Source organism: Bradyrhizobium jicamae, from assembly GCF_018130695.1.
GTDB lineage: Bacteria > Pseudomonadota > Alphaproteobacteria > Rhizobiales > Xanthobacteraceae > Bradyrhizobium > Bradyrhizobium jicamae_B.
Window position 1 is genome coordinate 266,613 of sequence record NZ_JAFCJX010000004.1, and the last position, 15,095, is coordinate 281,707.

General features: G+C 62.2%; 17 protein-coding genes. 16 read left to right on the forward strand and 1 reads right to left on the reverse strand.

Annotation, left to right across the window (positions count from 1 at the left end; translation table 11 throughout):
• Positions 1–311 precede the first annotated feature (311 nt).
• From JQ604_RS08065 to JQ604_RS08075, 3 genes are all read left to right on the forward strand, one after another.
• Positions 312–1,235 (forward strand): DUF2493 domain-containing protein, encoded by a 924-nt coding sequence (locus JQ604_RS08065; RefSeq protein WP_212355128.1) that lies wholly within the window; start codon positions 312–314, stop codon positions 1,233–1,235.
• Positions 1,232–1,825: a hypothetical protein gene (locus tag JQ604_RS08070; protein WP_349631069.1), complete on the forward strand. Its 594-nt coding sequence runs from the start codon at positions 1,232–1,234 to the stop codon at positions 1,823–1,825. The genes JQ604_RS08065 and JQ604_RS08070 overlap by 4 nt, the downstream gene beginning before the upstream one ends.
• 577 nt (positions 1,826–2,402) lie before the next feature.
• Positions 2,403–2,723, forward strand: a complete 321-nt coding sequence (locus JQ604_RS08075; protein WP_212355130.1) for a DUF736 domain-containing protein — start codon at positions 2,403–2,405, stop codon at positions 2,721–2,723.
• A 63-nt stretch (positions 2,724–2,786) separates the two neighbouring features.
• Here JQ604_RS08075 and JQ604_RS08080 read toward each other — a convergent pair whose 3' ends face one another.
• On the reverse strand, positions 2,787–3,014 hold the full coding sequence (locus tag JQ604_RS08080; protein ID WP_027531631.1) for a helix-turn-helix domain-containing protein: 228 nt from the start codon (positions 3,012–3,014) through the stop codon (positions 2,787–2,789).
• 214 nt (positions 3,015–3,228) lie between these two features.
• Between JQ604_RS08080 and JQ604_RS41500 the strand changes: the two genes are divergently transcribed.
• From JQ604_RS41500 to trbB, 13 genes are all read left to right on the forward strand, one after another.
• Positions 3,229–3,501 carry a DUF2285 domain-containing protein gene (locus tag JQ604_RS41500; protein WP_249158107.1) on the forward strand — a complete coding sequence of 91 codons (273 nt, stop codon included), beginning with the start codon at positions 3,229–3,231 and terminating at the stop codon, positions 3,499–3,501.
• A gap of 164 nt (positions 3,502–3,665) precedes the next feature.
• Positions 3,666–3,860 (forward strand): transcriptional regulator domain-containing protein, encoded by a 195-nt coding sequence (locus JQ604_RS08085; protein ID WP_212355132.1) that lies wholly within the window; start codon positions 3,666–3,668, stop codon positions 3,858–3,860.
• A 136-nt stretch (positions 3,861–3,996) separates the two neighbouring features.
• On the forward strand, positions 3,997–4,437 hold the full coding sequence (locus JQ604_RS08090; RefSeq protein ID WP_349631070.1) for a DUF2285 domain-containing protein: 441 nt from the start codon (positions 3,997–3,999) through the stop codon (positions 4,435–4,437).
• A 133-nt stretch (positions 4,438–4,570) separates the two neighbouring features.
• Positions 4,571–4,852, forward strand: coding sequence for a helix-turn-helix transcriptional regulator (locus JQ604_RS08095; RefSeq protein WP_008561544.1), 282 nt, complete (start codon positions 4,571–4,573; stop codon positions 4,850–4,852).
• Positions 4,853–4,874: 22 nt separating this feature from the next.
• Positions 4,875–5,756: a replication initiator protein A gene (locus JQ604_RS08100; protein ID WP_212355134.1), complete on the forward strand. Its 882-nt coding sequence runs from the start codon at positions 4,875–4,877 to the stop codon at positions 5,754–5,756.
• 289 nt (positions 5,757–6,045) lie between these two features.
• Positions 6,046–6,510 carry a DUF2840 domain-containing protein gene (locus JQ604_RS08105; RefSeq protein WP_212355136.1) on the forward strand — a complete coding sequence of 155 codons (465 nt, stop codon included), beginning with the start codon at positions 6,046–6,048 and terminating at the stop codon, positions 6,508–6,510.
• The gene (locus tag JQ604_RS08110) at positions 6,507–7,019 is read left to right on the forward strand and encodes a S26 family signal peptidase (protein ID WP_212355138.1); all 513 of its coding nucleotides are present in this window, start codon (positions 6,507–6,509) and stop codon (positions 7,017–7,019) included. The genes JQ604_RS08105 and JQ604_RS08110 overlap by 4 nt, the downstream gene beginning before the upstream one ends.
• Before the next feature lie 2 nt (positions 7,020–7,021).
• Positions 7,022–7,852, forward strand: a complete 831-nt coding sequence (locus JQ604_RS08115; RefSeq protein WP_212355272.1) for a lytic transglycosylase domain-containing protein — start codon at positions 7,022–7,024, stop codon at positions 7,850–7,852.
• Between the two features lie 418 nt (positions 7,853–8,270).
• The gene (locus JQ604_RS08120; RefSeq protein ID WP_212355140.1) at positions 8,271–10,034 is read left to right on the forward strand and encodes a relaxase/mobilization nuclease domain-containing protein; all 1,764 of its coding nucleotides are present in this window, start codon (positions 8,271–8,273) and stop codon (positions 10,032–10,034) included.
• Positions 10,035–10,069: 35 nt separating this feature from the next.
• A complete protein-coding gene (locus JQ604_RS08125; protein ID WP_212355142.1) occupies positions 10,070–12,058 on the forward strand; it encodes a conjugal transfer protein TraG in 1,989 nt (662 codons plus the stop codon).
• Positions 12,059–12,062: 4 nt separating this feature from the next.
• Positions 12,063–12,488, forward strand: coding sequence for a CopG family transcriptional regulator (locus JQ604_RS08130; RefSeq protein WP_212355150.1), 426 nt, complete (start codon positions 12,063–12,065; stop codon positions 12,486–12,488).
• Positions 12,489–12,622: 134 nt separating this feature from the next.
• Positions 12,623–13,951: an MFS transporter gene (locus JQ604_RS08135; RefSeq protein WP_212355159.1), complete on the forward strand. Its 1,329-nt coding sequence runs from the start codon at positions 12,623–12,625 to the stop codon at positions 13,949–13,951.
• Positions 13,952–14,179: 228 nt separating this feature from the next.
• Entirely contained in the window at positions 14,180–15,094 is a 915-nt protein-coding gene (gene trbB, locus JQ604_RS08140; RefSeq protein ID WP_212355161.1) for a P-type conjugative transfer ATPase TrbB, read from the forward strand.
• Position 15,095: the final 1 nt, after the last annotated feature.

Consider the following 15,095-nt stretch of genomic DNA (forward strand, 5'->3'; position numbering starts at 1 on the left):
GCGTCGACAGGTCGGTCGCGGTGCGGCCACTGCCGGAAGAGGACGCGACCACGGCCTTCTAGAGGGCGATCAGACGGCAAGCGGCTCGGGCCGGCAATGGCTACGCCCGGCTATTTTCCGCCGCGCGCCGGCCATGAGAACACATTATTTAACTGGCCGGCGCGCTTTGCATCGCGAAGCAAAATAGCCGGCCTCCGCCATCCTCCGCTACCGCTTCGGCCCTTGCGGGTTCTGGCCCGTTCCGCCCGCCGTCTGAGTGATCGCCACGAAGGCCGCGATGGGCGCGGCCGATCCGGCAAAGGATCCCTCCAATGACCGACCACGACGACATCGAAGCGCCGCACGCTTCTTCTCCGACCGATCACATCCTCACGGAATTGCAGCTCTTCGGCTACCGTCCCTTCGACGACCAGCCCGATCCACGGCCACTTCCCGAGGGCAAGATCGTCGCCGGGGCCGTTGCCGACATCTTTGATGCCCTGGTCGCAACATTGAGCGACACACGGCTCGAGCCGGACCTTGCCGATCTGCTCTGGTCGACTGTCAACCTGTTCCATCGTGCCGTTGACCGCATCGGGCGCCAACTTGACGACAACGAACAGGCGCAGCAGAAGAGCCAGCGCGAGCAGGACGGCTCCGAAATTCGATCGGTCGAACTCGAGCGCGTGACGGCGGAAGGCATCACATTGATCGAGCGGCGCGACTGCCTGGAGCTCTTCCGCGACCAGGCCATCGAGCGCTTTGAGACACACACCGGCTCATTCTGGCGCCCTCGATCGGGATCGCTGGTCAACCACCGAACGCTGACCGCAGCGATGATCGACTCCCGCGACTTCATCGCCGCCAAGCGCCGCGCCGAGACCGAGGTCATGTTGCCACCAGGACCGAAGATCGCACTCACGGGAGGGCTCGACTTCAACGACCATCATCTGATCTGGGATCGCCTCGACAAGGTTCACGCCAAGCATCCCGACATGGTCCTCCTCCACGGCGGCTCACCCAAGGGGGCCGAATTGATCGCCTCCAAATGGGCGACCACCCGCAAGGTGCCCCAAATCGCCTTCAAGCCCGACTGGACGAAACATGCCAAGGCAGCACCTTTCAAGCGCAACGATGCCATACTCGAAATCCTACCGATCGGCGTCATGCACTTCCCGGGCACTGGAATCCAGGACAACATGGCCGATAAAGCAAAGCGGCTCGGCATCCCGGTCTGGATGTTCGGCGGCGCGTGAGCGCAGTCTGCTCGACCGAAGTCTTTGAGGCGAAATTGCTCACGCCGCAACTCCGCCTCGTTTCGGTCTCATATCCAGAGTTGCGCCGTGGTGGTGGTGGAAGGCGCAACCGGTACATCTATGCACATGGAGCCACCACCATGCTCGCTATTGGGCTTGTTCTCAACACACTCGGCATCGGCCTGTTCTGCTGGGCGATTTTCGCGCTCGCAGTGTATGCCCTCCCGTTTTTCATCGCGCTGAGTATCGGGATGATAGCGTTTCAGAGCGGCGCTGGCCTCATAGGTGCGCTGCTTATCGCGACGGCCGGCGGAGCGCTGACGCTCGTCATCGGCCAAGTCGCCGTCGCAATTACCCGGTCCTTTGCCTTGCGCATCGCAATCGCGACGGCATTTGCTATTCCCGCCGCCGTTGCGGGCTATCATGTGGTGTTCGCCTTGTCCCAGATCGGGGCGCCTTCGTTGGCTTGGCGTGAGGTCTTCGCTTGTCTGGGCGCGGTTTGCATTGGCGTCATGTCATGGACGCGCTTGATCGTTCTGGTGGAGACCCGCCAGTTCGAGCCGGGTGGGGTAGCGGAGAGTCCATCCTAACCAGTTCTTACGGCCGGAAGGCCCGAGGGATGTCCGTTTATCGCCTTCATCGTCGAAAACGTAGATCGGCGCGCTGAAACGGGGGACGGTCGAGACCGAGCGCGGGAGAGGCAGTCCTCCTCGGAGCTCCTCGATCAAGCCGCCGGCATTTCGGCCTGGCTCACGCAGCCGCGGCGGAGCGGTGTTGCCTCGATCCGTTCTTGGGAGGCGATACCACCCTTTGCAGTAGATTGTTTCTCTTTCTGCGCTGAATCGTTCCGACCTCTTGTTCATCAAAACCGAGATAAGCCACGTCTTCTCCCGAGATTGCGGTTCAGCACGCGGACGCACGTGGCCTCGTTGATGGCTTGATCTGGCCGAAGACCGGCTTCGCCTCGATCGTCTGAGCCGCAACGCCGTTGCTGCGACTTTCTTCCCCTGGGCTTTGCCCATTCCTCGCGAGACAAGAAAGTCGCTGCACCGGCGTCCTCCGCTGCGCTCCGGCCCGCGAGCGGGTGCGTCGCCGATCGTCTTCGGCCTTCAGATCGCCATCGAGGCCGCGGTGGTCGCGGGCTCGAAACACAACTGGAGAAGTGACATGGCTAACATCGGTTCTTTCAAGAAGGTCGGCAACGATTTCCAGGGCGAGATCGTCACTCTGAGCCTGCAGGCCAAGGGCGTCCGCATCGTCGCCGAGACCAATCGCTCCAACGACAACGCTCCCAGCCACCGCATCTACGTGGGCCGTGCCCAGATCGGGGCCGCCTGGTCGAAGCGCTCCGAGGAGGGCCGCGATTACCTCTCGCTCAAGCTCGACGATCCCTCCTTCAACGCACCGATCTACGCGAACCTGTTCGACGACGAAGGCGGAGAGGGCTACACGCTCCTGTGGTCCCGGCCGCGCAAGAACGGCGAGTAAGAGCGCCCACCAAGCCCCGTCCGGTCCGCCGGGCGGGGCGCTTCGCCGCAGGCCTGAGGCGGCTTACGATTTGCTAAGCCGCGCAACCCTTTTGAGCAGGTCTCCGGGTTCGACCCCTAGTGCTTCAGCAATTTGCCCGAGGACGGTGACGCTTGCTGATACGTCGCCGCGCTCGATGGCGCCGACATAACGGGCGCTTAAACCCGCACGCTCGGCCAGCTCCTCCTGCGTCATTTGTAGATCGTGGCGTTTCCGACGCAGGTTCACAGCCATGATCTCTTTGAGATCCATGGCGATATGGGAACTGAGCCGGAACGATCGTTCTAGGAACGATCGTTCCTATTCGCATCCAAATGTGCTAATGATGACCACGCTATGCGCGGCCGATCTTTGTCGCGTACTTACCGGAACGGATTCAAAAGAAATCCGGGATTCTACCGGGCAACGTGGGTCTAGCTCGCGACCAGACCATGGCGTAGGTTCCTGGCATTCCAAAGTGGATATGATGCAGAAGCCATCCCTCGATCCAGACGTTGCGGACAGTGCGCCGAATGAGCCGGCGCCGACGGCCTATGACGAACAGCACGTCGTCACGTACATTCGGCTTCTGCAGGCGGAGGGTGAGGGCGCCGACTGGCGCGAAGTTGCTCGAGTGGTCTTGCATATGGACCCAGAGCGAGAGCCAGATCGTGCGCGGCGCGCATATCAGAGTCATCTTGCGCGCGCCAAATGGATGACCGAGCAAGGGCGCCTCTTGCGCGGCACCGGCTCGAAATAGAAGAAAATCGCGGCCGCCGACTTGCAGGCAGAACTATTTTCTTTTGCCAATCAGTGGTCATTCCGGTGCACCACGTGGTGCCAAACTAGGGGCTTCCTACAACCGCTTCGTTCATACCTATTGCGCCGCAATCCTTGTTAGCTGCGTGCAATGGGGCGGAAGCAATGCCTGAATTCGACTGGCGGTCGCCGGAATCTTACAAGAGTCTACAACACGCCGAAATCACCGACATCGCCTGGGAATGCCTCCGCCGCAATGCGGACTATGGGCGCGACTTTGAGGCGATGATCGCAAGCAGCCCAGATGGTGAAGTGACCGAGGAATTCAGGAGGAAATGGGGTATCTGCTTTCGCCCATGACCCACAGAGGTCCTTCGACGAGCAGACGATCTTTTGGGCGCCTGAGGTTCTAGCGGCGGTCGTTCCGGTCAAGGTTGCCGGGGCTGCCGATCGCAGTTCAGCGTCTCAACCGCTGCTTGACCTTGCAGCAGGTCAGGTGCGCCGCGCCGCCGACGGCTGGCACGCCGTGCTGCGCATCGGTTCGGCGGACCACCGTGTCTGGTCCAAGGGCCCGCCGGTGCTCGGCGCGTCATATGCAGCCGACTTGCCGTTCGACGGCGATTTCGACGCGCGTGCCTATGCAGCCCGGCGGCTGTGGCGCGCGATGAATGGACGCGCGCCGGGGCCTGCATTTCATCAACTATCGAAACACCGACGCGAACGCTTGAGCGCCGCGATCCGTGCGCTTGATGCTCACAGCGCCGGCGGTAGCTATCGCACGATCGCCGAGGCGCTGTTCGGAAAAAAGCGCATCCCCGATCGCGCCTGGAAGACGCATGATCTGCGCAATCGAACAATCCGCCTGGTGCAAGGCGGCCTCGCGTTGATGCGCGGTGGTTACCGCAAACTTCTGCGGCCTGGGCGCAGGGACGAGTAGTGCAGTCCCCGAGGGGTGCCGAAAATCGCCCCCTCCATATTCGGCATCCCCCTGCGAGATCCTGCTCCTCCATGATGACCGCACACACGCCGGCCTAGCCAAGCGTAGTGCGCTGTCATCCTGGAGTTCTCAAATGCCCGATCCGATGGCCGGTCTCCCCCCGCGATTCCTGCGTACGCCTGAGGCCGCGCGCTATCTTGGCCTGTCCGGTCGCACGCTCGAGAAGCACCGCACGTACGGTACTGGACCGACATATCGGAAGATCGGCGGACGTGTTGTCTACGCCGTCGATGACCTGAAAGCGTGGGCTGACCGCGGCGCCAAGACGTCGACATCCGATCCCGGCAAGGGGACCGTGCTGCCTGCCAAGAAGCATCCCGCGCTGCGCCCGTATGCGGGCCAGGAACGCCGCTGACCGCCTTGCGAGAGCAGTGACCATGCGGCGCAAACACCATTCCGAGCGTGACCAGCTTGAGCTCTTTCGGGCGCTGCCCGGCGATCTCGCCCCGCGCGACGCGCAGGATCTGATGGCTTACCCGTTCTTTTCGCTCGCTAAGACGAAGCGCGTAGTGCCGATCGATTTTCGTGCCGGTGCAATCTCAATTCGTGTCGAAGCTGTTCCGGAACACGGCTTGGCGACCATCTGGGATGCAGACGTTCTGATTTGGGCTGCGTCTCAAATCGTCGAAGCACGTGATGCCGGCTTGAAGACGTCGCGCCTGATGGCTGCAACGCCTTATGAGATTCTGACGTTTGTCGGGCGCGGGACAAGCGCGAGGGACTATGATCGGCTGAAAGCCGGCCTAGACAGACTCCAGTCAACGACCGTGTTGACATCGATCCGCCAGCCGGCCGAGCGGCGACGGCATCGCTTCTCCTGGATCAACGAGTGGAAGGAGACGGCCGATGCAAATGGCCGTCCATTCGGGCTCGAGCTGATCCTGCCGGATTGGTTCTACGCTGGCGTCATCGATGATGCGCTCGTGCTGACGATCGATCGCGCTTATTTCGAGCTGACGGGCGGACTTGAACGATGGCTCTACCGGCTCGTGCGCAAGCACGGTGGACGCCAGGACGGTGGCTGGAGTTTTGATCTTCTGCACCTCCATGCCAAGTCCGGCATCCTCTCGCCGCTCAAGCATTTTGCTTACGACGTTCGCCAGATCGTCCAGCGCCAGACATTGCCCGGCTACCAGCTCGTGCTCACGCGTGATCCTGACGGCACCGAGCGGCTGAACTTCGCCCCTCAGCCTGTTCATCCCTTAACGGCACGCCTGCGCCGGCGCGGTCTCATTCCAAATTCGGAGGACATCCTGTGAATCAGCTCGTGCTATCGGGGACCGCAACCCTCGTGCTATCAGGGACCCGATCCTCGTGCTATCGGGGACCGGAATCGAGCTTAAGAGCCTGTTTCTCCGCGCTTTCCGGCCGCTCTAACTTTACTAACCAGAAATCCTTCGGATTTCTTCTAACGGACCGGGCCGAAGCCTGCGTCGTTGGTGCTCGGCAACGGCAGTCCGACAGGCCAGCTTGCGTTTGCAGGCGGTACACACTCTCCACCGAGCCCCAAGCCCACGGCTGCCAACTCCAGCGTTGGGGAGCGGTGCTATGAGTGATCTCACGGAAGTGGAAGTGTTGTGGCTCGAGAAGCGCATCGAAAACCGCATTCGGTTCGGTCGCATCATTGAGGAGCGAAAGCTCGATCGCCATCGTCGCGTCCTGTCATTTGCGCCCGGCAGCATCTTTGCCTTCGTTCGGTGGACGTCCAATGACTTTGGAACGGTCATTTCGCGGATTGATATTCTGCGAGCCATCGCGCCGGGCCAGCGCTGCTCGACCATCCCTTATGTGACGCCTGGCGGAGAGATTGTGCTGCGGCTCTCCGGTTGGCCGAAGGTCGAGCGAGTGCTTCAGATGATCGATGCCGTTGAGGCGCTCGGCATCGATCCGGCTGACGTCGCGCCCGATCATTGGCATCACGTTCATAACCGCCTGTCCGTCAACGAAAGCCCGCGCCCCTACACGAAGGCGCGCCACCAGGCTTGGCTTCACCGGCAGAGGGTGATGCGATGAGAGGGCGCTTGAAGACGCTTGCGGCGACGTTTGGTGCCGCTGCCGCGCTCGTCATGACACTCGTCCTGCAGCCGCTTCCACTCTGCATCTGGAATGCATCTGCAAGCGTGCCGGTCGGTCTCTATCGCCTGCGGCCGGCTGAACGCTTCCGCGTTACCGAGTTGGTCGCCGTGGAGCCGCCGGAGCCGCTCGCGACGTTTCTTGACCTTAACGGCTATCTGCCCATCGGCGTCCCCATGCTCAAGCGGGTCCTTGCGCTCCCCGGGCAGACGGTCTGCAGAAGCGGGTCCACGATCTCGGTCGACGACATTGCAATGGGCGAAGCGCGGGATCGCGACGGACGCGGCCGGCCGCTGCCGAAATGGCAGGGCTGCCGCGTTGTCCGCGACGGCGAGCTGTTTCTGATGAACTGGCAGTCGGACGACTCTCTTGACGGCCGGTATTTTGGATTGCTTCCGGCATCTACCGTGATCGGCCGTGCGATTCCGGTGTGGACGTGGGAGGAGTGATCGTGCGTATTCGATGCGTTCTCCTCGCCGTGCCCCAGTTCGATCGGTTGCGGGATCAGTCCTCCGTTTCGATCGATGTCTGCAAGGCTGGCGCGAGCCAGACCGCGTATTTGAGTCGGTCGGTCACCCGCGTTTGTGCTGTCGTTTCCCTGGTGTTTCTTCTGACCGCGTTCGACAGCGCTGCTTTGGCCCAGAGCGGATCAGCCGCCCAGCCGGCGATCAGTCAGACCGCTCACCCCTTTGCCGGCTTCATCAATGAAGCCTCACAACGCTTTGCGATCGCGCCGAACTGGATTCGATCGGTTCAGAGCATCGAGAGTGCTGGTGACGTGCACGCCAGATCGCCAAAAGGCGCAATGGGCCTGATGCAAATCATGCCGTCGACGTGGGCAGAACTTCGCGAGCGCTACAATCTCGGGAATGATCCCTACGACCCGCACGACAACATTACCGCCGGCACGGCGTACTTGCGCGAACTGCTCGATCGCTATGGCTCGCCTGGCGTGTTTGCCGCCTACAACGCGGGACCATCTCGCTATGAAGAGCATCTTGCAGGCGGCCCTCTGCCGGATGAGACGCGAGCATACGTCGCAAAGCTTGCCAATCTGCTTGCCATCGAACTGCCGCCGAAGTGGACGTCCAGGGGACAGTCATCAGCAGCTGGGACGCTATTCGTCATGCGGTCCGATCTCATGAAAGCGCGCGATCGCTTGCTCGCGTTTAAGCCGTCGAGCGGTGTCACGGCCGCAATCTCGGCGTCCGATGTTTCGCCCATGGTCCCCCGGCCTGTTGGCGTGTTCGTCGCTCGATCGGATTCGAGAGGATCGCAATGACCAGGTGTGCGAGTTCGCAAGTTTTGGCGTGCTTCACCGAGCAGGTGACATGTGCTGATGGCGTACGGGCGATGCCTTCGGCCCGCGCTCTACTCGTCGCTTCGCTCCTCACCGAGCCACCCTTCGGGTGTCTCGGCCCTTCGGGTAACGATCGCTATCGCAAGCGCTTGGAAGCAGTAAGGGCTTCGCGAGTTGGCTGCCAGGTCGCGGCGGCACTTTCGGGAATCGGCGACCGGGAGACAACGACGGCAGGACGGCGAGATAAAAGAGGCTCGCCGGTCGAACCGCAAGCCATTGGCATGGCTTGGGTTCTGGCGTGCCGGTCGGTCGGGGCGCGTGCCGCGCCTTGCATTTTGATGAATGCAATCAAAGGCGTCTTCGGCACCATGTGCGATTTTGATCGTTGGGGAGCCCTGGCGTGAGCGTGGGCGACAGCGATCTGCGTATTCGGCCTGGGCGCATTCGCAGCACCCGCGCGCCGAAGCAGAAAAGCTTCATCAACCAGGTGCTGCGCGCGGCGAAGAAGGCTGGGCACACCTCGGGTCAGACAGGGTCGGGCAGGCGTTCGGCAGCCTATGGGCGCTCCACGTTTGGCCGCGGGCGCCTCGCCTTCAGCCACGCCAGATTGTTCAGCCCGACGCGGCGCGTCGTGGTGAAGGCGCGCGTGGTTCGTCACAAGGGGCGAGCCTTTCGTTCAGCACCACTGACCGCCAACCTCTCATATCTGAAGCGCGACGGCGTGACCCGGACGGGCGAGCGGGCGGAGATGTTCGATGCCGGCAGCGACCGTGCCGATAGCGCGGCTTTCGCGGAACGATGCAAGGACGACCGGCATCATTTCAGGTTCATCGTCTCGCCCGAGGATGCCGGCGAAATGACCAACCTGAAAGCCTTCACACGCGATCTCGCCAGGCAGATGGAGAGTGATCTCGGCACGCGGCTCGACTGGGTGGCGGTCGATCACTGGAATACCGACAATCCTCACGTCCATCTTCTTGTTCGGGGAGTAGATGAGGAAGGGGCGGATCTCGTGATCTCCCGCGACTACATCAGCCGAGGCCTGCGCTCACGCGCCGAGGAACTGGTCGCTATCGAGCTGGGGCCAAAGCCCGAGCACGAGATCCGCAATTCGCTGGAGAGGGAAATCACAGCTGAACGATGGACGCGACTCGACCGAGAAATCCGACTGGCGGCTGATGAGGCCGGCTACATTGATCTTCGGCCGGAGAATCCCGGCAAGTCCGATCCCGAGATCAGGCGCCTGATGGTCGGCCGCCTTCAGCACCTGGAGAAGATGGGCCTTGCCGCACCCGCCGCGTCAGGGGAATGGATGGTCGGGCTCGAGGCGGAGCGTAGCTTGCGCGACCTCGGCATGCGTGGCGACATCATCAAGACCATGCACCGCGCCTTCACGGAGCGTGGGGAAGCCCGCGGCGTTGCCGACTTCGTCATCGAAGGCGGACAGCCAACATCCCAGCTTGTCGGACGACTGGTCGACCATGGACTGCATGACGAACTGACCGGCGAGGCCTATGCCCTGATCGACGGAACAGACGGACGGGCGCACCACGTGCGCTTTCGAGGCGTCGCGGCTTTCGAACATGCTCCGCCGGCCGGCGGCATCGTCGAAGTCCGACGCTTCGGTCAAGCCGGCGATCCGCGGCCGACAGTAGTGCTGGCGATCCGCTCCGATCTCGATCTTGCTGAGCAGGTCACCGCGAGGGGCGCAACCTGGCTCGATCACAGGCTGGTCGAACGCGACCCCATGCCGCTCGCCATGAGTGGATTCGGCCGCGAGACCCGCGAGGCCATGGAAGCCCGTACGGAGCATCTGATCCAGCAGGGTCTGGCGCGGCGGCAGGGCCAACGCATCATCCTGCAGCGCGATCTCTTGGACTCGTTGCGCAGACGCGAAGTGGACGAGGTGGCAGCAAAGGTCTCGGCTGACACCGGCCTGCCTCGCGTGAATGCCGCCTCCGGGGAGCACGTGGCGGGCACGTATCGCCAGCGGCTAACGCTCACCTCGGGACGCTTCGCCATGATTGATAATGGGCTCGGTTTCCAGCTCGTGCCTTGGTCCCACGAACTCGAAAAGAGGCTCGGCCAACACGTCACCGGCGTCGTGAAGGACGGCGGTGGCATCGAATGGGGCTTTGGCCGGAAGCGCGACCTCGGCCTCTAGCTATCTCACCAATTCAGTGCGGAAGGACGCCCGAAATGTCCGGAACCAAAATCCTCTGGGGTCAGGTGATCGTTGTCGGCCTGATCGTCTTGCTGGCCATCTGGGGAGCAACCGAGTGGACGGCATGGCGGCTCGCCTGGCAGCCCGAGCTTGGGCGACCCTGGTTCGAACTGTTGGGCTTCAAGATCTATTATCCGCCAGTCTTCTTCTGGTGGTGGTTCGTCTACGACGCCTATGCGCCTCAGGTCTTTGTCGAGGGCGCCTTCATTGCGGCATCCGGGACCTTCATTTCGATCGCGGTGGCGATCGGCATGTCGGTGTGGCGCGCGCGTGAAGCCAAGAATGTCGAGACCTATGGCTCGGCCCGCTGGGCCGATGCCGAAGAGGTCCGGGCGGCCGGACTTCTTGGTCCGGATGGCGTGGTGCTCGGCAAGCTTGACCGCGACTACCTCCGCCATGACGGACCGGAGCACGTCTTGTGTTTTGCTCCTACCCGGTCCGGCAAAGGTGTCGGACTCGTCGTTCCCTCGTTGCTGGCCTGGCCGGGTTCGGCCATCGTCCACGACATCAAGGGTGAAAACTGGCAACTGACCGCCGGCTTTCGCTCTCGGCATGGCCGCGTCCTGTTGTTCGACCCGACCAACCCCAAATCCTCAGCTTACAATCCGCTGATCGAGGTCCGACGCGGGGAATGGGAGGTTCGCGACGTGCAGAACGTCGCCGACGTCCTGGTCGACCCCGAAGGCTCGCTCGACAAGCGAAACCATTGGGAGAAGACCAGTCATTCGCTGCTGGTCGGGGCTATCCTTCATGTCCTCTATGCCGAGGCGGACAAGACCTTGGCCGGCGTGGCGGCCTTTCTGTCCGACCCGAAGCGGCCAATCGAGGCGACGTTGAAGGCAATGATGACCACCGCGCACCTCGGCAAAGAGGGTGCGCATCCCGTGGTCGCCTCGACCGCGCGCGAGCTCCTCAACAAATCCGAGAACGAACGTTCGGGCGTTCTGTCCACGGCGATGTCGTTCCTCGGTCTTTACCGCGATCCTGTTGTCGCCCAGGTGACCCGCCGCTGCGACTGGCGGATCGCCGATCTGATCGCAGATAGCCGCCCGACGACGCTTTACCTCGTGGTGCCACCCTCGGATATCTCACGGACCAAGCCGCTGATCCGCCTGGTGCTGAACCAAATCGGCCGGCGTCTGACCGAGGATCTCCACGCCCGCGACCGTCGGCATCGTGTTCTGATGATGCTCGACGAGTTCCCAGCACTCGGGCGGCTCGATTTCTTCGAGTCCGCGCTCGCCTTCATGGCGGGATACGGCGTCAAGAGTTTCTTGATCGCGCAGTCGCTAAATCAGATCGAGAAGGCCTACGGGCCGAACAACGCGATCCTCGACAACTGCCATGTCCGGGTTAGCTTCGCGACCAATGACGAGCGGACTGCCAAACGGGTATCCGACGCGCTTGGGACTGCGACCGAGATGCGGGCCATGAAAAACTATGCCGGCCATAGATTGAACCCATGGTTGGGGCACCTGATGGTCTCGCGGCAGGAGACGGCGAGGCCATTACTGACCCCGGGCGAAGTCATGCAGCTTCCTCCGATGGACGAGATCGTCTTGGTGGCGGGCACGCCCCCGATCCGGGCCAAGAAGGTCCGCTATTACGAGGATCGGCGGTTCACCGAGCGGGTTCTGCCGCCGCCAGATCCGACGAGCGCCGGCAGATCATCGCGAACGGACGGATGGTCAGCGCTCGGAACGCCAATGCCGACCGGAGATCCAACCGCCAAAGCCGCGGAAGCCGAGGAAGACACGGCGAATAGCGGGCTCCGTCGTGAGCCCGAACTTCCCGACCACGTCGCGATCGCCAAGGAGACGACCGAACCGACCCCGGCAGAGGAATTCGCTGCCGTTCTTGACGATGACGAGGACGCGGTCCGCCAGTCCCGGCTCATACGCCAACAGATGCGCGGTGTCGCCCGTCAAGTCGTCATGGATCCGAATGACGGTATGGAGCTCTGAGGCAATGCGCGACCGGATGAATGTCTATTTTCCACCAGAGCTGCTGAAACAGATCTCGGAGCTCGCCGATCGCAGGAAGCTTTCCCGGTCCGCGATCGTGGAAGCTGCGGTCTCCTCCTTCCTTTCGCCCGATGGACCGGACAGGCGGGAGGCAGCGTTCGCCCGGCGCCTCGATCGGCTGTCGCGTCAGATGCAGAGACTGGAGCGCGACGTTGGTTTGACGGCGGAGACCTTAGCCCTCTTCATTCGCTTCTGGCTGACGATTACGCCGCCATTGCCCAACGATGCGCAGGCCGCCGCGCAGGCAAAGGGCCGGGAGCGCTTTGAAGGATTTGTCGAGGCGCTTGGGCGCCGTTTGCAAAAGGGACAGAGCTTCCTGCGCGAGATTCCAGAAGATATTCGCCGTCAGGAACCGGCCGACGAATCCTGACCGAGCGTCATGGATGCGCAAACGCGCCGACCCTTCTTTTTCTACGCCAGCCTACGACCGCAGCGATTTAGCCGAACCGACGAAAAGCTGGTCACGCTATCGGCTTGCACGAGCTGACAACAAGAGGGGCCAGCATGCAGATCTCAGGGGCATGGCGCCTCACCGCGCGCGTATTTTTCCCGTTTGCGGTTGGATACTATCTTTCGTATCTGTTTCGAACGATCAACGCTTTGATCGCCAGTCATCTCAGCTCGGATGCTGGGCTTGGGGCTGCCGACCTCGGGTTGCTTACCTCGGTCTATTTCCTCGTTTTTGCGGCGGCGCAGATCCCCGTCGGCATATTGTTGGACCGCTTTGGTCCGCGCCGCATCCAGAGTGTTCTGTTCTTGCTCGCAGCAGTAGGCGCCGGACTGTTCGCAGTATCGAGCGGCTTCCTGTCCCTTTTGATCGCGCGTGCAATGATCGCGTTTGGTGTTGCTGCAGCGCTGACTGCTGGACTGAAGTCCATCATCATCTGGTTCCCCAGGGAGCGAGTTGTCTTGTTGAACGGCTGCATGGTCATGCTGGGATCGCTAGGAGCGGTGACAGCTACGGCTCCCGTGGAACACCTGCTCGCCTGGATGGGGTGGCGGCAGCTCTTTGAGATTCTGGCGGCCGCCACCGGCGCGACGGCCATTCTCATCTACGTCGTAGTGCCTGAACGAAGCATCGCGCTGTCAACAGCGTCCACCAGCCTGAGCTCTGTTTTCAGCGATCGAAGGTTCTGGCGAATGGCTCCGTTATCGGCGACTTGCATTGGGTCAGCCTGGTCTCTGCAAGGACTCTGGGCATCACCGTGGTTGACCGACGTGGAGGGGCTTGACCGCGCAAGTCTCGTAAGACAGCTGTTCATAATGTCGATCGTCTTGAGCTGCGGCGCCCTGTTGTTCGGGATGACCGTCCACTACGTCAAACGAAGAGGAATCAGGGCGGAGAGGGTGTTAGCGACGGTTGCAGTGCTGTTTGTCGCAGCCGAGCTTGCTTTGATCCTGCGAGTGCCTCTGCCGTCCATCTTGCCGTGGTCCGGTGTCGCAATTGCCGGAACGGCAACCGTGGTCAGCTTCGCGGTAATAGCAGATTACTTTCCTCCGGAACTCGCTGGTCGTGCCAATGGTGCCTTGAACGTCTTGCACTTTGGTTGCGCGTTTCTGGCGCAATACGCGACGGGCCTGATCCTGGACCAATGGTCTGCCAATGATGGCCATCGGCCGCTCCAGGCCTATCAGGTCGCTTTCGGTCTCAACGTAGCACTGCAGATCGCGGCGTTGGTCTGGTTCGCGCTGCCCGGGCGCCGATCCATCACTCCGTGGACGAGTTCAATCCTCTTCTTCAAGCCGGGGGATGATTTCTGCGCCGTCGAGTCAGTTGGGTTGTATGAGGATTCGGTCGTCCTCCTGCCCGCGGATGACGATGCGGAGTGGTGAGCTGTAGCCCGCCGATTACGAGACGATTGAGTAGGCCTCAAACACCAGTTCTCAGTCTTTCTTTTTCTACGCCAGTCTACGATCACTGAAGCCGCTTGTTGCGCCAAGTCCATCAGTGCCTTTTCTAATGATCCCCATCTGAGGGCGCTCTTTGGGCTCCTCATTTCGGTGGGGCGAACGGTGGCAATCCATTCCATTCAATCGGAAGCGAGCTCGCGCGGTGCGCGAATGCTGCGTAGCGCGCTCGGCTCTGCGATTGCGGGCTACCTCGAAGACGAAGCGATCATCGAGGTGATGCTCAATCCGGACGGCCGGCTGTGGATTGACCGGTTGTCGAATGGCCTGATTGACACAGGCGAAACAATCTCCGCAGCCGATGGCGAGCGCATTGTTCGCTTGGTCGCGCATCATGTGGGCGCGGAGGTGCATGCCGGCGCGCCGCGGGTCTCGGCCGAACTGCCCGGGACTGGCGAGCGCTTCGAAGGTCTCTTGCCTCCGGTCGTTGCAGCACCGGCCTTTGCGATCCGCAAGCCCGCCGTCGCCGTGTTTACGCTCGACGACTACGTCGCCAGGCGCATCATGACCTTGGAGCAGGCCAGGACCCTGCAGGACGCGGTCGCCGCACGGAAGAACATCCTTGTCGCTGGCGGGACATCGACCGGGAAGACAACATTGACCAATGCGCTGCTGGCCGAGGTGGCGAAGACCTCCGATCGCGTCGTGCTGATCGAGGACACCCGCGAGCTGCAGTGCAGGGCGCCCAATCTCGTTGCGCTGCGGACCAAGGACGGCGTGGCGACGCTGTCGGATCTCGTCCGCTCGTCCCTCCGACTGCGTCCTGACCGCATCCCGATCGGCGAAGTCCGAGGTGCCGAAGCACTCGATCTCCTCAAGGCCTGGGGCACCGGCCATCCCGGCGGCATCGGTACCATCCATGCGGGCACTGCGCTCGGCGCGTTGCGCCGGCTCGAGCAACTCATCCAGGAAGCCGTCATCACGGTTCCGCGCGCCCTGATCGCCGAGACCATCAACATCGTGGCCGTGCTGGTGGGGCGCGGCGCTGACCGCCGCCTCGCTGAGCTCGCCGCCGTCTCAGGGCTGGGTGCCACCGGTGACTACAGCATTTCAACAGCAGGAGACTGAC